Raw genomic sequence first — 18,541 nt, 5'->3', positions numbered from 1 at the left:
TTGAGGATTATAAAAAGATTACTTGGAGATTATAGGATATCTAACGGATTCAAACCAATTTTGGCGGTTGTTGGTGGTGCTTGATTTTTAAAAAAGTACACAAAAAGAAATAGGGATAGAGCAGTCAACTTGATTATTCAAGAGTTGAACCTGTTTCTTCGTTGTTGACGTCTTGATTGCTGTCTGTGTCTTTGATTCTTTGCAGGCGTTTTATTGGGTTGTACCAGTTCCATTTGCCAAACGTTGACATGACTGCGGGCACCAGATAGGTTCGCACCACCAACGCGTCAATTAGGATGCTAAAGGCAAAGGCGAAGCCCATTTCTTGAAGCATCATGTTACTTGACAGCATAAGCGCACCCAATGAACCCGCCAGAATAACAGCTGCGGCAGTGATTATTCCACCTGTCTGCTGAATTGCGTGTACGATTGCGTCGTTTAGGCTTTGTCCTTTGGCTGCTTCTTCGCGGATGCGGGTGAGGATGAATATGTTGTAGTCCATTCCTAAGCCCAGCAGCAACACGAAGAGGATTAGCGGAGTTATGAATAGTAACCCGTATCCGGCAGCTTGGAACACTATAGTGGTGATTGCCAGCGTCCACACGATACTCATCAGCACAGAGAGAACCGCAAAGACTGGCAGAATCAGCGAACCCAACACGATGAAAAGTACTATGCCAACGCCTAATGCGACAATTGGGAGAATCGCGTTAAATTGGTCTACGAAACTGTTTTTTGTGTCCAGCAGGCTACCGGTTGTTCCACCCAGATATAAGCCGGACACGTTGGCAGCGTTGTCGTAGTCTGCGTGCATAGTTGTGCGGATGTCTTGGGCGCAAGTGAGGGCTTCTGTGGAGTAGGGGTCAATGGTGAATCTTATGGTTATTAATGCTGACTTGTTGTCTGCGCCTATGTTGCTGAGCATGCTGTTGTAGGTTGTTGAGTCGGAAGCATTGGTTATTGTTTGATACGCAACTGTTTGACCGTACGGCATTGTTGGTCCAGTTACTTCCTGAATACCTTCATAGCCAGCTATCATAGAGGAAATGCTATCAAGCGTAGCCATTTCACCCATATTAAAAACGCCGTTGCCATCTACAATGGGCTCTGTAAACGTCACCACTGCATACGTAGGCATTAGTCTGCCGCCGCCAAAAGAGTCTGTTAGGATATTTGAGGCTGCAACAGAATCTAAGCTGTCTGAGGCGCTGCCTAGCATGTTGTATGTTGGTTCAGTTGTTGCATAACTGTAGAATGCGGGAACAGTAACCAGTATCGCTAAGAGTATGATTACTTTGTCGTGTTTAACAGAGAATGCGCCGCTTTTTGCAAAGTATCCGCCCATGCGCTTGTTCTTTTCTATGATACCTTGAGAGTACCGTTGGAAGCGTTTACCTGAGTTTGGCCAGAAAATCCTGTCACCAAGAATCGCGGTTAATGCAGGTGCAAAGGTTAATGATGCAAGTAGCGTGACGATGACGCCTAAGCCCACGATTAAGCCCATTGTTTGAAGCATAACCATTGAGGTTGTTGCCAGTGCAAAGAAGGATATGATGACCGTTGCGCCGCTGGTTACGATGCTTTCGCCTGCCCAAGTGATGGATTTTTTGATGGCTTCAAAAACGGGCAGCGAGTTAATTCGTTCTTCGCGGTGTCGGGCAATTATGAATATGCTGTAATCGGTTCCTACACCAATAAGCACTGTTAAGAGCACAGTGGATATAGTGTAGTCAACTTGGTTAATGTAGGTGCCCACCAAGTAGGGGAAAATCTGAGAAACACCCAAACCTACACCGATGGTTCCCAACGTGATAATTGGGGTAACAATGGAGCGGAAAAATAACCCTGTGGCTACAATCAGTAAAACAATGGTTATGGGCAGGATGAGTTCTAAATCGCTATACGTTGATTCGCGGAAGTCATAGTCTATAGCATCTGAGCCTGAAACCTTAGCTGAACTGACACCATCGGGGTTTGAGGCTATCATGTCTGAGAGGATGCCTCGGATTGTGACAAGGTTGTGGTCGTCTGATTCGTCAAAGGTGATGGAGACAAGCGTGACATCTCTTGAGGGAGAAACAAAGGAAGTGATTAACTCATCAAATTGTTGACCGACATTGTAGGCGTCAGTGTTTGAGACAATATTTGATGCTAAACTTTTCAGGGCATTTGATGTTGCGTTTTCACCAGCGCCATAAATTGCAGCGATTAACTCCTCGGATAAGCCAGATGAGTTAGAAACATAGCTTACCGTTATGTCCTTCATGCGGCTGTTGGTATAGGCCGTGTCTCCATCAAGGAAATCCTGCAAGGTTAAAGTTTGAGCGATTAAGTTAGAGAATTCTTCGCTGTCACTTAGGTACTCAGCTATGAATGTGGGGTTTGTGGCGTTTGCTGCAGCTGAGGCGGTTTGGTTTATCCAATTCTGCGTGGGCTGTGTTGGAACGCGCTGCGTCCATTGAGCATCAAAGAGGACGAGCAGGTGTGAAGTGTAATCATTGTATGCTGTCTCGTCTAAGTCTTTAAGGACGTTTTCTGTTTGCTCAAATGCAACATCATTGAACATGTCGATGAAACTGCTCATGCCATAAGTTTGGGAATGCCAAATCACGTTATCTGCTAAAGTGGCAAATGCATCATCAGAGGGTGAAATACCCAAATCGTATGCAGCGGTAACAAACTCAACAGTTGAACCTGATTGATTAGCAATGTATTGGATGGAGAAGTCACGTATTTGGGCATTGTTTTGTTCTTGTGTGTTGGTTAGGAAGTCATCAAGTGAAAAAGTGTTTGTCAGGGCAGTGGCAAAGTCTTTGGCCGCTTCATCTGTTCCCAAAAAGTTGTCGATATACTGCTGGTTGGTTATGTCCGATGCAAGTGAGGCACGAACATCAGGCGTTAAGGTTGCTGTTGCAGGATCAGAGAAGCTTGCTACCCATGTAGCGTCAAATGCATCAAGCAAATGCGAAGTGTATTGTGCATAAGCCTCTGGGTCTGCATTCTGCAAGGTAAGAGCAGTCTGCTGGTAAGCTGCTTGATTGGACAGGTCAACATCAGAGGTTGCCTGATAGGTTTGTACCCACACGTTTAGGTAAATTGCTGGAACACTGTAGAGTAGCGTGTATGTTGCGTTTGCGTTTTCAATTGTTGTGTAAATTGTGGGATTTAGTTCTTGGAGTCCCGAAATCAGAGTGGTTTTGGATGTGTTATATGCTTGATACCATACATTTGAGTATATAGCGGGAACACTGTAGAGAAGATTATACGTTAAGTTACCGCCGTTATATGCAAGATAAACTGCCTCGTTTGTTTGGTTGAGAGCAGGAATCAGAATTGAGTAAACATCAGTAATATTTTTGATACCAGTTATGCTGGAATCACTGTTAATTCTATTTGTTAATTCTTCAATGAACTGTTGAGTGCCAAGTGAAGCAGCATTATCAGTTGAAATGACAATGATGAGTGAATCATTAGACACCGAATTTTGGAATTGTGCCGTGATAAGGTCGTTTGCCTTGGCAGATTCCATGTCATCGCCTGATAAGGTATCCATCGTTAATGATGCTACACCTGTCGCAGTCACAACTATTGGAAGAACAATAGCTAATACCAGTATCCAAGCAGCGATTATGCTGAATTTTCGCTTGGTTATTGTTCGACCGAGCCTTTCAAATGAGCCAATTTTAGTTTTTTTCAATAAGAGATACATCCTGTTCGAGGGGTTTGTTTAATTTTTAGTCTCAATAAAAATGGTGCTCTATTGGATTAAGATTCTACCGAGTATACTCGGGTTTACAAAAACATATATGAACACACATATAATTATGGTTAACCATGCGACGATTAATCATTGAAATTCCCGAAAAAGAAATTCACAAAGCAGGCATAGAATTACCACCATTCAAAAAAATAAAAGCGTTAGACCTTCTATACTTTTTAAGGCATACTCCCGAAGAATTCGCTGCAATCGTACGAGTAGAATTCAAAGACCCCAACTCAAAAGGGCAAGAACTACTCGAAGGCGGACTACTAGTTGAAGCCCAAGTGCTTGAAAAAGAAAAAAAAAGCACATTCATAGTCTTCCTACGCAGCGGACCAAGCCTATCCTCAGTTTTAAGTTTAACAGACATAGAAAGCGGCTTTCTATTTCCACCCATGGGCGTAAAAGATGGAAAAATAAAATTTTCTTTCCTAGGCAATGAAAACCAAGTTAAAAAGTTCATTGAGGGAATGAACACAATGGAACTACACTACCGCGTGGTTCTGCTAGCGGATGCAGAGTTCTCGCCAACTTCACCACTAAACCAGTTAACAGAAAAGCAACGTGAAGTACTAATCGCAGCATACCAAGCAGGCTACTATGATATTCCCAGAAAAATTTCGTCTCAGGAACTTGCAAAAAAACTGGGGCTGGTAGACTCTACAGTTGTTGAGCATTTAAGAAAAGCAGAACATAGGCTAATCACACACATACTTGAACAGTAAGGCTTGTTAACCCTCTCTTAACACTACGGCATGAACTGGGCAAGCCTCTGTGCAGTCACCACAACCATGACATTGCCCAGAATCCACAATGGAGGGCTCATCACTATCAATTTTAAAAATAATATTCAAAGGGCAGGCACGGGCGGCGCGGCAAACGCGGCATTTTATGCATTTTTCAGGCAAAATATAAGCTTTCATTTCAGCCGTCCTCACTGATTTTCTGGGGGGTCCTTGGATTTAAGCAGTGCCTGCAGGGTTTTGTGACATTTGCTGCATTCAAACATTGCATTGCCGCAGTCTGGACAAAACAGTTGATGCCGCTCCAATTGCTCAAGAACTGCTTGCAAGTTTGTTTGATTTTGCAGGTCATACGCGGAGGGAGATTTAAGTTCACGCTCAGGTTCGGAGGGTTTTTGGCTGGAGGTGATGTCTTGGTAGACTTTGGAGATGCTTACTTTACCATCCCTGAGCCGTTGCTTATCGCCTTCGCTGGCGTTTTCAATAATTTTTTTACCCCGCTCAAACGTGCGTGTTGACAAACCCGCTTTTTTGGCAACAACCTCAGTTGCTTTAGCCTTAAAAACAGGCTCGGGCTTAGCGTCATCTGGCGCTAACCCTAATTGCAGGTCCCTGCCTGCCTTGCCGCCTTGGACTTGCCGTTGTTTTGCGAGGGCCTTTTCAATCTCTAAAAGCGGAACCGCCAATTCAACCAGTTGAAAATTGTTCAGGTGTCGCCTGCGCAGGTTTGCTTCTATGACAAATTTTTTTTCGTGTAGTTTGTCGTCAAATTTACGTACTTCAAAATCGGGTTCAATATCGAGTTCTGTGCAGGCACGGAAGCGGTGGTGCCCATCGAGAACTTCCAAGTCTTCGTTAACGATGATGGGGTAATGTTGCCCTTCGGCTTGGATTGAGGCTTTAAGCTCGGTAAACTCTTCTTCGCTCATTTGGGGCAGAAGTTTCTCGTATAGAGGGTTTAACCGCAAACTCATCGGGGGGTTCCCATAACATCATTCATGCAAACTATTTATTTAAAATTAAGGGTAAAATAACTTATAAACAAAACAGATGCAAGAAAGAAGGCTAAAAATATGCCTTGTAAAATACAAACTACCTATTGCAGGCTATTTGGTTCCTATTCGGAATTCAGGGCAAAATCTATAGGGGGCAGGTCCCGTAATGGCGCATTTCACATCAAAAAATGAGTATTTTGCCTGATGGGAGCGTGCAGTTAAGGGGGTGTTATTGAGGGAATTTGTATGGGAACCTTTAAGAGGGACATTTCTGATTTATGGAGGAAGGTGCATTAAATGCCAACTCACGGTTCATTATCAAAAGCTGGAAAAGTCCGGAACCAAACGCCAAAAATTGAGGCACACGAGAGAGTATCTCCCAGCCCCAAAAACAGAGCAAGACGCAACTACGAAAAACGTGTTGTTCTGCAACGCAAACCCGGACAAAACTGGATGTAAATCAGTTTCAGTTAATCCACGTTTATTTTCTATTTTGAAAACTTTATTACTAAATTCGCCACTTTTATGCATACTTAATCCTCTTGAGGCATACTATGGTTTACCCTTTTGAGTGGGAAACAACTTTCACCGCAAAAAACGGTGCAAAAATCCATTTTAGACCCGAAGTAGCCAGTGACACAGAAATGCTCTGGGAAATGTTCTCCACCCTATCCGAGCAAACAGTTTCTTTTTTGATTCCCCCTCTTTCGCGGGAACGAATCGCAGGTTGGACAAGCAACATAAACTACAACGCAATTTTGCCCATTATGGGTCTTCCTCAAGGAGAAGATCGAATTATCGCGTCAGCCACTCTTCAGTTTAACTCTATGGAGGCACTGCAGCATAAGGGCTGCTTAGCTATCACGGTGCATGATGATTACCAAAACATTGGCATAGGCACCGCGCTACTCCAGCATCTGATTGGGGTTGCCAAAAGTCGTGGGCTCAAAAAAGTCTGGTTAACTGTCAACGTTGATAATGAACGAGCCTTAAACCTTTACAGGAAATTGGGTTTTGAGGTTGAGGGAACTTTACGCAAAGAAACATACTACGAGGGCAGGTACACTGATGAGTTCCGCATGGCACTGTTCCTTTAGCATGAACTTGTCAAGTCTAAACCTTTGTTGGTTTCAGTTCACTTTATTTATTCCCAAAAAATAAGCATAGATTGGTACTGCCTGTGAACAAACAAGATGCCCTGAGAGAAATCATAACAACCCTACTGTCCATGCCCTCACCCACACGTGAGGATGTAAACCGCCTAAAAATCAAAACCGCAGGCAAATACCACCTCGAAAAAGTCCCCAGCAGCAGCGAAATAATCAGCCAACTCACCCCCCAAGAAACCCAGCGACTTTTACCCCTGCTCAAACGCAAAACCACCCGCGGCATCAGCGGCGTAACCGTAATCGCCACCATGACCCAACCCTACCCATGCCCCCAACCAGAACCCTGTGCGTACTGCCCCGGTGGACCCTCAACAGGAAGCCCCCAAAGCTACACAGGACACGAACCAGCAGCTATGCGTGGAGCACAAAACAGTTTTGACCCCTACCAGCAAGTACAAACCCGCATCGAACAACTCACAGCGATTGGGCACAAAGTAGACAAAATCGAGCTTATCGTGATGGGCGGCACTTTCCCCGCAACGCCTGTTGAGTATCAAACATGGTTTATTCAGCGGTGTCTTGATGCCATAACAGGAAAGAAATCGGCCAGTCTTGAAGAAGCTAAGGATAACGCGGAAATCAGCAAAGTCCGCAACGTGGGCATTACCGTTGAAACTCGTCCAGACTGGTCAAAACAGCCCCACATTAACCAGATGCTGGATATGGGCGTAACGCGGATTGAGTTGGGCGTGCAAAACCCCGATGATAACATTTACAGGCTTGTTGGCAGAACCCATACGGTAGCAGATGTAGTTGAAGCTACAAGGCTAGCTAAGGATTCGGGGCTAAAAATTGTTTATCACATGATGCCTGGAATGCCGGGTTCTGACATGAAAAAGGACATGGCAGCGTTTAAGCAGATTTTTGAAAACCCACAGTTTAAGCCTGACATGATAAAGATTTACCCATGCCTTGTCATCGAGGGAACCAAAGCATACCAATGGTACCAACAAGACCAGTACCACCCATACACCACTGAGGAAGCCGCCACGCTAATTGCCCAAATAAAAGAGTTCATTCCACCGTGGGTCAGAGTAATGCGTGTTCAACGGGACATTCCAGCAGGGCTGATTTTGGCTGGTGTCAAAAAAAGCAACCTGCGAGAACTCGCTAAAGAAAAACTCCACGAGCAAGGTGGTGTGTGCAGGTGTATTCGTTGCCGCGAAGTTGGGCACCGATTGGTGGCAGATGGCGTTAAGGCAGACTTGGAAAAAGTCAAAATTTACAACCAAACATACGACGCATCAGAGGGAACTGAAGTTTTCATATCTGCCGAAGACAAAACAAACGATGTATTGCTTGGGTATCTGCGGCTTAGAATCCCCTCAGAGCAAGCCTTCCGACCCGAAATTACTGCTGTGCCTTCTGCGATTGTGCGGGAGCTTCATGTGTATGGGCAGTTGGTGCCTGTTGGGGCGCGTTTGGAGGGTGCTTGGCAGCATCGGGGTTTTGGTGTTGAGTTACTTTCTGAAGCGGAACGGCTGGCAAGGACGGTTTTTGGCAAGAAAAAGCTTTTAGTCATCAGCGCCTTAGGGACAAGAAGATATTATAAGCGTTTAGGATACGTTCAGGATGGCGTTTACGTTTCAAAAAACTTGGAGAAATAAATTATGAGTGAACTGCAAACTTCTGGATACAAAGGCTTTGCCCTGCAGCTTCTGCAAACAGCCGACTGTGATGTGGGTGACCTAATCAGCGTCACCAGCAAAAACCGTGCCTACGAGGGCATCCTAATTCCCCGCGCTGAAGGCAGCGTAAACGATAACATCGTCATCAAAATGAAAAGCGGCTACAACATCGGCATCCACGCAACCCCCGATGTGATAGTGAAAAAGGTTGGAAAAGGCACAAAACCCACCTTCGCCGCGCCGCCCGTGCCCCAACAAAACCCCGCCCTGCCCCACGTGGTTATAATGAGCACTGGAGGAACCATTGCCAGTCGCGTAGACTACCGCACAGGTGCAGTTCGTTCAGCCATATCCGCCAGCGACCTCTACGGAGTCGTTCCCGAACTCGCGGACGTGGCGCAGGTGGACACAAAAATCGTTTACAGCATTTACAGCGAAAACCTAACTCCAAAAAACTGGACAGAACTGGCGCAAACTGTCGCTGCCAGCATCACTTCCGATATTGACGGTATAGTTATTGGTCATGGGACTGACACAATGGCATACACCAGCGCCGCGCTCAGTTTTGCATTGCAGAACCTGCCCGTTCCTGTGATGCTTGTGGGGGCCCAGCGTTCCTCAGACCGCCCCAGCAGCGACGCAGCAACCAACCTAATCGGCGCCGTGAAAACGGCAGGTGAAGCACCCTTTGCAGAGGTTGGCTTAGCCATGCACGAAACAGTCTCAGATACAGCTATAATTATTAATCGGGGCACACGGGTTCGTAAATGCCACACCAGCCGCCGCGACACCTTCAAAGCGGTTAATGATTTCCCAATTGTGCGTGTGGAAAACCAAAAGGTTGCTATGTTAACTGACCGTTACCAGAAACGTGATGCCTCAAAAAAGCTGGTTCTAAAACCCAACTTCTGCGAAAAAGTCGCGCTGCTCAAGTTTTATCCTGGCTTTGACCCCGCAGTTATTGACTGGTACGTGGAGCAGGGCATAAAAGGCATCTTGCTGGAAGGCTCAGGCTTGGGGCACGTTAGCAAATACTGCTTTGACGCCTTAAAACGCGCAGCTGAAAAAGAGGTGGTTGTTGCGTTGGCATCGCAGTGCATTTGGGGACGGGTTAACATGAACGTTTACGATACAGGACGTGACCTACAAGCGCTTGGTGTTGTCCCATTGGATGATATGTTCCCTGAGACAGGTTTGGTGAAGTTGATGTGGGCGCTTGGACAAACTAACAACCCAACCGAAGCCAAAAAACTGCTAAAAACCAACATTGCAGGCGAACTCTCACCCCGAACGCGTCCGCAAGACAAAATCCATGAAGGAGGACAATAAAATGGCAATTGACTATGCAAAAGTCGGCTTAAAAGTTGGCTTGGAAATTCACCAGCAGCTAAACGTGGACTCCAAACTGTTCTGCAGCTGCAAACCCGAACTCTTCAAAGAACAACCAGAAATCACTTTCCTACGTAGATTGCGCCCAACTCAGAGCGAACTGGGACAGGTTGACCCTGCTGCATATTTTGAGTTTCAAAAAGGCATGAAAGTCCTCTACGAAGCTAACCGCAAAAGTGCATGCCTTGTCGAAATGGATGAGGAACCGCCCCACCCAATCAACGCCGACGCCGTCGCGGTCGTCCTGACTGCCTCGCTTATGATGAATATGCAGCCCGTGGATGAGGTTCATGTTATGCGTAAAACCGTGATTGACGGCTCAAACACCACTGGTTTTCAGCGTACCTGCATTATCGCGTTGGATGGTCACATTACAGTCGGCGACAAAATCATTCCGATGCAAGCCGCAAGCCTAGAAGAAGATGCCGCACGTAAAACTGGCACGATGGATAATGGCAAAACCATAAGGTACCGCATCGACCGATTGGGGATTCCGCTTATTGAGGTTGCTACTGCTCCTGTGATTTACTCGCCCATGGAGGCTCAGGAAGTCGCGTTTGCGATTGGCAGAATTTTACGTGACACAGGAAAAGTCATGCGCGGTTTGGGCACGATTCGTCAAGACCTAAACGTGTCCTTGCCAAACGGCGCGCTTATTGAGATTAAGGGTGTTCAGGAACTTGAGTTAATCTCTACCGTTGTGGATTATGAGGTTCAGCGTCAACTTAACTTAATCGCAATCAAAGAAGAACTCAAAAAACGAGGCATCACACCCCAAACCTTAACACCAGAATTCGTTGACTTAACAGGCATTTTCAAAGACACAAAAAGCAAAGTCATCCGCAAAGCCGTAGATAAAAATCAAAAAGTCCTAGCCGTCAAACTTGCAGGATTTGCAGGCTTGACTGGTCATGAATTGATGCCGAATTTCCGTTTGGGCAGCGAACTCTCGGATTACGCCAAATTCTGGGGTAGAGTCGGCGGCATATTCCACACAGACGAGAAACTCACAAACTATGGAATTACGCCAGAAGAAACCGATGCACTACGAAAAGCAGTCGGTGCCTCTGAGGCTGATGCTGTGGTGTTTGTTGCCGACACGGCGGAGAACACGCAGGACGCACTCAAAGCCGTTGTTGAACGTGCACAACAAGTCTGCATTGGTATTCCGCAGGAAACTCGAACCGCCAAAGATGACGGCACAACCCGATACATGCGACCCCGCCCAGGAGCAGCCCGTATGTATCCTGAAACTGACATTCCCACCCTGCAAATCACCCCTGAACTCGTAGAAAACATCCAGTCAAACCTGCCAGAACCAGCAGAAAAGAAACTGTCGCGGCTAATGAAGCAGTATGGGCTCAACGAGAAACTTGCCAAACAGCTGGTTGACTCCGAATATGGCGGTCTGTTTGAGGTTGTGGTGAAGGAAAGTGGAGTGGCAGCGTCTACTGTTTCGGTGTTTCTAACGGAAACCATTAAGGCGCTGAAACGTGATGGTGTGGACGTTGAAAACGTTGATGATGGCACGATAAAGGCGATTTTTAGTGTTGTGGGTTCTGGACAACTGGCTAAGGAATCCCTTGCCGACGTGTTCTCATGGCTTGCCAAGAATCAGAACAAAACCGTTGAGGACGCGGTTGCAGCTTTGGGTCTGAAGATGCTCTCTGAGGCTGACCTTAAACTCATCATTGACCGAGTTATCACCCAAAACCAAGCGGCTATTGAGAAGTTGGGCAAAGGCGCGTTTGGTTTGTTGATGGGTGCCGTGATGAAGGAAGTTCGAGGTAAAGCCAACCCTGAACTTGTAGGTAAATTGCTTCGGCAGCGTATTCCCTAATTTTTTCCTTTATTTTTGACATTTTTATGTAAACAATCTCTAAAAGGCATAACTCGCTTATATGCAAGAGAGACCGCGAAATGAAACGTATTCAAGCCAAAATCAAAACCGCCTTTGGAGAACTGGTTTTAGAGGGAGATTCGCCCACAGAAGTCATGAACCTTCTCGAAGCAATTCCCGAAAATTTTATGGAAAAACTCGGGGACTTCGTCTCAAACAAGGTAACACCCAGCGGCGCCCAACTCAAAGGCATAGTTGAACTAACCACTGAAGGACCCGTAATTGTAACACGCGAAAAACTCACCCACTACGAAGACGTCGGCTTGATTTTATACGCTTCAGAAGACAAAAAGAACACCGCCGCCCAAGTCCAAAAACTACTCGAATCAAGCGGCATCAAAAGTATGGTTCCCGCACGTCTCAATGAAATGACCAAACGCGGACAAGTCTTCAAACCCGACCCCAGCAAACCCGACTTCAAATTAACCATTCAGGGCGAGAAATGGGTTGAAGAGGATGTTATATCCAAAATTAGAGGTAAAATGAATTGAGTAACGCCGTCAAAGTTGAAGTTCACCTAAAATATGGGCAGCTTGAAGAAAAACTTGTAGATGAACCCCAAGAAGCTTGGCTACAAATAAATAATTTCTTTAAGAATGCCTTGCCCACTTTTGAGCTTGCCAAAAAACTTGCGCTCAACGTGAATGTGCAAAAAATCGCCTCTGAGCTTGAGGGGCTTGTGGCTTTCTCAGCGGAAGGTGCTAACCTGCTGGTTTCTAAGGCGAAATTAACAGATAATGAGGCGCTTTTGGTTTGGTTGCTGGCGCAGTTTGTTGGATGCGAGCTTGGAATGGTTGAGCAAGCGTCTCTTTCAAAGGATGCTTTGCAGATTAAACTGGGCAAAAGCAGCAAAATCGTAAGCACAAGACTTGGCGAACTGGTTAAGAATAATTGTGTAACCCGAACGGTTGATGACCACTTTAGGATTTCCTCTTTTGGCGTGTTGCAAGCCCAAAAGGAAGTTATCCCTAAAATCCGCTCAAAAATCAAGGCTTAACGCTGGGCACAACCTATATTACTATGCATAGCAAAATGTTTTTGAGGTATCTGTATGGACTTCTCTTTGCTTACCTTATTGCTTCATTTCACCTTAGGCAGCTTTAACCTTGACTTAACCGCACTAATTGTTCTGGTAATTATCGCTCTTGCCATAATCATTGTAATTAAGCTGTTTCTGGTGCTCATCCCCGCCGCGATTGTCGCCATAGTCGTGTACTTGCTCACCAGCGGAGACCTATTCTGGACTGGCATCGCATTCCTAGTTGTTGCGGCGCTGTCACTGATTAGCAAACTCTAACAAACCCTTTTTATTTTTCCGATAAATCTAAAAACATTCACGTTTCTATGTTGGCAAGGTGCATTCAAATGAACAGGTCAGCAATCATTTTACCCTTTAACGAAGCAGGTCAAGACAGAGGACTCATGGAAGTTAACGGCAAACCCTTCATAAAAACAGCTGTAAGCAACGTTTGTGAGTACGTGGATGAGGTCGTTATAGTTGTTTCCTCACAAGAGCAAGCAGACGCCTACGCCAAACATGTTCCCGCCATAGCCAGATTTGTTGTTGACCCACAAGAACTCCAAAAACCCGCGGCTGCGGCATTGGCTGGTTTTGAAGCTGCATTGGGCGATTACTGCCTGCTTACTTCGTTAGCTACACCCCTCATACAAAAAGACATCGCATTGCTACTGTTTGAATGCGGCATCGGCAAATCCGCAACAATCCCCCGAACTCCCGACTGTGAAAGTAATCCTTTGCAGGCTGTTTATCAAAAAAGCATCGCTATAGAAGAGTTGAAGCGTGCGTTGGATGAGGGTATTTCAAATTTGGCAGTGATGGTTGATGGTATGCGTGGGGTGCGTTTTATGTCAACGATGATTTTTGAGCAGATAACTCCGCCAGTTGCAAGTAAGAGTAAGCCGCAGAAAAGTAAGGGCGCAAGCAAAAAGAAAACTAAACCCAAAAAGCGATAACAGAAAAGGCATGTTTAAATTTGCTCATAATTTTTTTGGTTGAAAAATGCGCCATTAGAGAGCCTTCCTCTTAGGTTTTTCTTGGACCTCTCCTTATTGTTTCTGCATAGGTTGGCTATTAGGAGCCTAATAGGTGGCAAATAGGAATGTTGCGTGCCATAAACACTTAATGCAACAACGCAAAACTAATAATGAATAGAGGAGGCAGTGCACGCTTGGATTATATAACTAACTTTTACGTATTCTTAGCCTCCGTTGTGTTGATTTCACTCTCAGGCGTACTCATGCCTGGTCCACTCTTTGCCGTCACCATCCAAAAATCCGCAAAAAGCAAAACCGCAGGCGCCCTAATCGCAGTTGGGCACGGTATCGTTGAGTTTCCTTTGATGTGTCTCATATTTTTTGCTCTCAGCCAGTTCGCTATTCCGCTCTTTGTGCAGGTCACGGTCGGCTTAGTTGGGGGTGCTTTGATGGTTTTTATGGGTGTACAAACATTCCGTAACCGTCACAAGCAAGAAAACCCCCCGCCTATCACCAAACGCGACTCCATTTTAGCAGGCATCTACACAACGGCAGCCAACGCAGGCTTCATCCTTTGGTGGCTAACCATTGGAACAGCGCTGGTTTTGAATGCGAAACTTTTTGGGTTTTGGGGGTTTTCCGTGTTCGCGGGGGTGCATTGGAGCTGTGATTTTCTCTGGTACGCCGTGGCTGGTTGGGCAATTTTTAAGTCTCAGCGGTTCTGGACTGAGCGAGTGCATCAGGGTGTTGTACTGTTTTGTGTAGCAGTGTTTGTCGGGTTTGGTTTATGGTTTTTTGGTTCCGCGCTTTGGTCTGCGATTAGCACAGTTATATAGGCTGACGGGAAGTGTTAGTTTATGGAAATAAATGTCGCAATAACTAAACTACAACTCATCCAAGACGACATAACCAATGTAAAAGCAGACGCAATCGTAAACGCAGCAAACAGCACACTGTTGGGCGGCGGAGGCGTGGATGGCGCAATTCACCGTGTGGGCGGACCAAAAATCCTCGAAGAATGCAAAAAAATCCGTGCGACAGATTGGCCTGATGGATTACCCACTGGACAGGCAGTTATCACATCGGGCGGGAATCTCAAGGCAAAATTCGTGATTCACACGGTTGGTCCCATCTGGCGGGGAGGCTTGCAGGATGAATCCAAACTGCTTCGGCTTGCGTATCGGAACTGCCTTAAATTGGCGGTGCAGAAGGGGCTTAAAACCGTAGCGTTCCCTTCTATCAGCACAGGCGCGTATGGCTACCCTACAGAGGAAGCGGCTCAGGTGGCATTAAAAGCGGTGGTTGATTTCCTAAAAAGCGACGATGATTTGGAGCGGGTGACGTTTGTGCTGTTTTCTAAAGTGGATTTTGACATTTACGCCAACACCCTGAAGGGGTTGTATTGAAGCGAAACGAAGCAATCGCCCTCATAAAGGAATTGCTTGAGGGTTGTGCGGGTTTGGATGGACAGAACTTGCAGTTGGTGGCTCCTGTATCTGCATTGGGTGGTTATCAGGTTATGCTGAGTGGCAATTTTGAGGAACAGACCATAGAATGCATTAAAGCGCTCGCGTCTAAGCACGGATTTGCCTGCCAATTGGGAAATATTTGGAAAACTAAACGAGGCGATAACCTGCCTAACACTCTAATAGTGTATAAACCCAAAAAATAGTAGCGTATCACTTAATAGGTACATAAGAACCAAAGGTTCACAAATTTTAAAAAAGCTTCCTTGTTATATCAACAGGCATGGCTGACATTACACCTTTATTTTCAATTGTAATAATATGGATATTCTTATTTGTAGTTGTAATAATTTGGGCCATAATAAAATCGTCAAATGCCAGTCAAACAAGAGAATATGGCATTAAATCAACGACACTAAAAGGCGAAGCTGTTAAAAGTATTCAAGAAAAAAGAATTGCAGATTATTTTGCTGAACAGGGCATTAATTACCGTTACGAAGACTCTCCTGATTACCATATACGCCGACCTGATTTCTATCTGCCCGATTTTGATGTTTATGTTGAGTATTGGGGACTTGTAGATGCCGACGACAATCATACGAGAACTGAATATGTCCGAAATATGAAAAGGAAGATGGCAATTTATCACAGTAGAAACAAAAAACTAATCTCTATTTACCCCCGAAACATGAATAATTTCGAATGGATTTTCAAAACAAAATTTAGAGAAGCAACAGGATTTGACCTGCCCAACTAATGTTGCCTTCCTGAAATGTAACACTGCGTTTCCCAAATCCTAATTAACCCTTTTCTCTACGTCTAAACTACCTTGAACTTCAATAATGTTGTTTTTCCCAATAACGTAGGTTTCAAATGCAAAAACTGCGGAACATGCTGTAAAATGCAGCCGCCCGACGTGAGCAAAACCGAGAAAAAACGTATCGAAGAGAAGGGGTTTGCGGATTTTGTTGAGGGTCCAGATGAGAATGGGGTTTTATGGGTTAAACGCAAAGAAGATGGAGGCTGCTGGTTTTTGGGTGAGGACAATAAATGCAAAATTTACTCTGTACGCCCACAGATTTGCAGGTTAGAGCCGTTTGACTTGGTGGATTTTGATTATAAGAAAAACCGCATTGAAGTGGACTTGAATTTTCCCTTTACCTGCGCTTGTGTGGGTTGTGATGAAGCCGACATTGCTGAGGTTGAGGAGATTGCTCGGGCGGCTCAGGTTTTGGTGCAGAAAATCGTGTCGTTGACGGCTAATGATTTGGGGTTGCCTGTTACCCACAAGCGGGTTTTGGCTGAAGCACGTTCACGGCTGTTGCGGCGTGGGGTGGAGCGGGCAAATCTGCAGGTGTAACCCTGAAAACACGAATATTTTAAAGATTTCAAGAAGGCTTGTGGCGGTTCCCTGTTTTCTTTATTGTATAGTGTGTTTTACTAAATTTTGCAGCTTATGCGAAAATCTTATTTCAGAGATGCCGTTAACTTGTTTTATGTGCCCCAAATTTCAGGTTTACCGCGATTTTCAAAACAAAAGTCACTTCCGTTTATTTGATGACAAATACCAAATCGTTGGATTTGGGGGACCATTCGACAAACAAGGCGAATGCCTAAACATTATAGAACAAATCAAACTCAACTGTGACGCCCCTATCGATGACCAAACTATAATCACCAACCTGCGACTCATAAGTCCAAAATATGAACTCTACCGTGACGGGGAAATGTTTCGGTTCAGGCTTAAAGCAGCGGGCGGTGAAGTGATTTTGAAGGGGGTAGATTTTGAAGACAAAGTGGATTGTATGCGGGCAATCAATGTTGTCCAAAACTGTTTCAGTGCGGAGATAGATGATCCCAGCATTCTCGAAGCTGAACTTGAAGCGCCCACGCAAAAACGCTACTACGACTCCGTCATTATCTCGCGGGGTATCGTGCCCTTGCCCCAAATTGAACTTGCCAAAGACCGCCTAAGCCAAGAGTCGCCACTGCAACCCTTGCTGTCCACGTCGATTCTTGCAATAATGGGTTTAGAATACGCTATGAACCTAACCGTTGATGTTTTAAACATCGCGTTTTGCGCCTCAGATATGCTGCGTTCAAGCACAAGAAGAACAGTTAACGCCTACAACAGCAAAGACTACACGTATCAGCACTCAAAATTTAGGTGAACACGCAGATTTTTAGGTAGTGCAGTCATCTGGAGCTGATAAGGAAAGGAGAAAAGGCAACAGCCAAGCATGAGCAAATTTTGTTTTTCTTTCTAGTTGCCTTAGACGGTGCTGTTTTCAAATTTTGCCTCTTGAGGGGGATTTAGATGTGGGTTACCTTGCCTTTTGGAGTTTGGATGTTTTTTGGAGGGACGGATTTCGCGGAACCCAACTAAATGTATAGTGCTGAGGCATTTTTTGCAGTGAAGCACCATTTCTTGAAGGTTGTTGTCGGTTAAAGCGATGCTGTAGATGGTGTAGACTTTTTCGGATGTGTCATCGGGGGAGATGATTGTTTTACAGTTTGGGCATTGGAAGGCGCCATCTTTGGCAGTTTGGGACATGTCAATCTTGTAAATGCGGAGTTGATTTGCAGTTTTCTGGTTCATCTTGGCTGTTCCTCAGCCCTCAAAACCTCAAAAGCCTATTAAACGATTTTTCAAATTTACGCACACATTATACCCAAATTAAACCCCACTAAACTCTGCCAACCAACCATCAACAGCTTACTAACTATACAAATGCAAGAGTTTCAGGAAGCTTTCTCGGAAGCCACCGATGTTTTTGAAAACAACAAATGCCACAAATCCCGTGACCACAGCAATCAATACGCCCAAAGGGTACTCGGGAACAACAAACAGGCTGGTAACGTGGTTATCATCTAACGCGTCTATGGCGCTGTTGTATACGCCGTTACCGTCCGCATCAACAAGCATGTCAGTTACGCCTTCCTCTGCAGTGGACCACATGACGAACGCAAAAAACTCGCCAGATTCATCCGTAGTTAAGCTGGTTGCTGACCCAGCGACCCGCTCAGGAATTGCTCTGCCCTCGGTCCATTCTGTATGGTTAACAACGTACACGTTATAGGTTGTAGATGGTGCAAAACCTGTTCCGCTAAGGCACATTGCTTGGCCTACAGTGTAGGATTCGGTTTGGGTGCCTGTGGAGTCACAGCTGGTCAGGGTTATTCCTGGAGGGTTTGCAGATACAGTTGTAGCCAAAAAGATTAGGCAAAAACCTGCAAAAGCCAAAACTATGCGCAGATATTTATTGCTGTGTTTCTTCAAAAAATCGTCTCCTGTATATTAGTTAAATTGGCGTAGCGCTCATCAAAAAACCGACATGCCCTTCACTGCGTGGCTTTTTGAGGGCGCTACGGCACCAATAAGGTGCCAAAAGTCAGCCAAAAATAAGGTGTTATGTCGCTTATTTAAAGATTCCTTGTTTGGCTTGTTGCCTTCTTTGTTTTTAATTGTTAAAAAGTTGACGTTGAATGAGTTATT

General features: G+C 45.3%; 21 protein-coding genes. 16 read left to right on the top strand and 5 right to left on the bottom strand.

Annotation, left to right across the window (positions count from 1 at the left end):
• Positions 1-133: 133 nt before the first annotated feature.
• Complete coding sequence (locus NWF01_07430; protein ID MCW4024848.1) at positions 134-3,697, bottom strand: MMPL family transporter; 3,564 nt, start codon at positions 3,695-3,697, stop codon at positions 134-136.
• A gap of 137 nt (positions 3,698-3,834) precedes the next feature.
• On the opposite strand from NWF01_07430, the gene NWF01_07425 reads away from it, so the two are divergent.
• A complete protein-coding gene (locus tag NWF01_07425) occupies positions 3,835-4,485 on the top strand; it encodes a helix-turn-helix domain-containing protein (GenBank protein ID MCW4024847.1) in 651 nt (216 codons plus the stop codon).
• A gap of 6 nt (positions 4,486-4,491) precedes the next feature.
• Here the strand turns inward: NWF01_07425 and NWF01_07420 are convergent, their stop codons facing one another.
• Both NWF01_07420 and NWF01_07415 read right to left on the bottom strand, forming a co-directional pair.
• Complete coding sequence (locus NWF01_07420) at positions 4,492-4,683, bottom strand: 4Fe-4S dicluster domain-containing protein (GenBank protein MCW4024846.1); 192 nt, start codon at positions 4,681-4,683, stop codon at positions 4,492-4,494.
• A gap of 11 nt (positions 4,684-4,694) precedes the next feature.
• Positions 4,695-5,477, bottom strand: a complete 783-nt coding sequence (locus tag NWF01_07415) for a ParB N-terminal domain-containing protein (GenBank protein MCW4024845.1) — start codon at positions 5,475-5,477, stop codon at positions 4,695-4,697.
• A 318-nt stretch (positions 5,478-5,795) separates the two neighbouring features.
• On the opposite strand from NWF01_07415, the gene NWF01_07410 reads away from it, so the two are divergent.
• The 15 genes from NWF01_07410 (at position 5,796) to NWF01_07340 (ending at position 17,216) form a co-directional block, all read left to right on the top strand.
• Positions 5,796-5,957, top strand: coding sequence for a 30S ribosomal protein S30e (locus NWF01_07410; GenBank protein ID MCW4024844.1), 162 nt, complete (start codon positions 5,796-5,798; stop codon positions 5,955-5,957).
• Between the two features lie 95 nt (positions 5,958-6,052).
• Complete coding sequence (locus NWF01_07405) at positions 6,053-6,595, top strand: GNAT family N-acetyltransferase (GenBank protein MCW4024843.1); 543 nt, start codon at positions 6,053-6,055, stop codon at positions 6,593-6,595.
• A gap of 83 nt (positions 6,596-6,678) precedes the next feature.
• Complete coding sequence (locus NWF01_07400) at positions 6,679-8,274, top strand: tRNA uridine(34) 5-carboxymethylaminomethyl modification radical SAM/GNAT enzyme Elp3 (protein MCW4024842.1); 1,596 nt, start codon at positions 6,679-6,681, stop codon at positions 8,272-8,274.
• A 3-nt stretch (positions 8,275-8,277) separates the two neighbouring features.
• Positions 8,278-9,624 carry a Glu-tRNA(Gln) amidotransferase subunit GatD gene (gene gatD, locus NWF01_07395; GenBank protein ID MCW4024841.1) on the top strand — a complete coding sequence of 449 codons (1,347 nt, stop codon included), beginning with the start codon at positions 8,278-8,280 and terminating at the stop codon, positions 9,622-9,624.
• A gap of 1 nt (position 9,625) precedes the next feature.
• Positions 9,626-11,524 (top strand): Glu-tRNA(Gln) amidotransferase subunit GatE, encoded by a 1,899-nt coding sequence (gene gatE / locus NWF01_07390; GenBank protein MCW4024840.1) that lies wholly within the window; start codon positions 9,626-9,628, stop codon positions 11,522-11,524.
• Positions 11,525-11,604: 80 nt separating this feature from the next.
• Positions 11,605-12,075 (top strand): hypothetical protein, encoded by a 471-nt coding sequence (locus tag NWF01_07385; protein MCW4024839.1) that lies wholly within the window; start codon positions 11,605-11,607, stop codon positions 12,073-12,075.
• A complete protein-coding gene (locus NWF01_07380) occupies positions 12,072-12,581 on the top strand; it encodes a hypothetical protein (protein ID MCW4024838.1) in 510 nt (169 codons plus the stop codon). The genes NWF01_07385 and NWF01_07380 overlap by 4 nt, the downstream gene beginning before the upstream one ends.
• A gap of 54 nt (positions 12,582-12,635) precedes the next feature.
• Positions 12,636-12,881, top strand: coding sequence for a hypothetical protein (locus tag NWF01_07375; protein ID MCW4024837.1), 246 nt, complete (start codon positions 12,636-12,638; stop codon positions 12,879-12,881).
• 68 nt (positions 12,882-12,949) lie between these two features.
• On the top strand, positions 12,950-13,558 hold the full coding sequence (locus NWF01_07370) for an NTP transferase domain-containing protein (GenBank protein MCW4024836.1): 609 nt from the start codon (positions 12,950-12,952) through the stop codon (positions 13,556-13,558).
• Positions 13,559-13,773: 215 nt separating this feature from the next.
• Positions 13,774-14,415 (top strand): LysE family translocator, encoded by a 642-nt coding sequence (locus NWF01_07365; protein MCW4024835.1) that lies wholly within the window; start codon positions 13,774-13,776, stop codon positions 14,413-14,415.
• 21 nt (positions 14,416-14,436) lie between these two features.
• Positions 14,437-14,985 (top strand): O-acetyl-ADP-ribose deacetylase, encoded by a 549-nt coding sequence (locus NWF01_07360; protein MCW4024834.1) that lies wholly within the window; start codon positions 14,437-14,439, stop codon positions 14,983-14,985.
• Positions 14,982-15,251, top strand: coding sequence for a hypothetical protein (locus tag NWF01_07355; GenBank protein MCW4024833.1), 270 nt, complete (start codon positions 14,982-14,984; stop codon positions 15,249-15,251). Before NWF01_07360 ends, NWF01_07355 begins: the two co-directional genes overlap by 4 nt.
• Positions 15,252-15,328: 77 nt before the next feature.
• Positions 15,329-15,802: a hypothetical protein gene (locus NWF01_07350; protein ID MCW4024832.1), complete on the top strand. Its 474-nt coding sequence runs from the start codon at positions 15,329-15,331 to the stop codon at positions 15,800-15,802.
• Between the two features lie 72 nt (positions 15,803-15,874).
• Positions 15,875-16,405 (top strand): YkgJ family cysteine cluster protein, encoded by a 531-nt coding sequence (locus NWF01_07345; protein ID MCW4024831.1) that lies wholly within the window; start codon positions 15,875-15,877, stop codon positions 16,403-16,405.
• 118 nt (positions 16,406-16,523) lie between these two features.
• Positions 16,524-17,216 carry a DUF1508 domain-containing protein gene (locus NWF01_07340; GenBank protein MCW4024830.1) on the top strand — a complete coding sequence of 231 codons (693 nt, stop codon included), beginning with the start codon at positions 16,524-16,526 and terminating at the stop codon, positions 17,214-17,216.
• Positions 17,217-17,317: 101 nt separating this feature from the next.
• On the opposite strand, the gene NWF01_07335 is transcribed toward NWF01_07340, so the two are convergent.
• Both NWF01_07335 and NWF01_07330 read right to left on the bottom strand, forming a co-directional pair.
• Positions 17,318-17,644, bottom strand: a complete 327-nt coding sequence (locus tag NWF01_07335) for a hypothetical protein (protein ID MCW4024829.1) — start codon at positions 17,642-17,644, stop codon at positions 17,318-17,320.
• Positions 17,645-17,764: 120 nt separating this feature from the next.
• Complete coding sequence (locus NWF01_07330) at positions 17,765-18,325, bottom strand: hypothetical protein (GenBank protein ID MCW4024828.1); 561 nt, start codon at positions 18,323-18,325, stop codon at positions 17,765-17,767.
• Positions 18,326-18,541 lie beyond the last annotated feature (216 nt).

This window comes from Candidatus Bathyarchaeota archaeon (assembly GCA_026014585.1).
Lineage (GTDB): Archaea > Thermoproteota > Bathyarchaeia > Bathyarchaeales > Bathycorpusculaceae > Bathycorpusculum.
The sequence above is the reverse complement of the archived record's forward strand: the minus strand, read 5'-3'. Positions and strand labels throughout refer to the sequence as shown.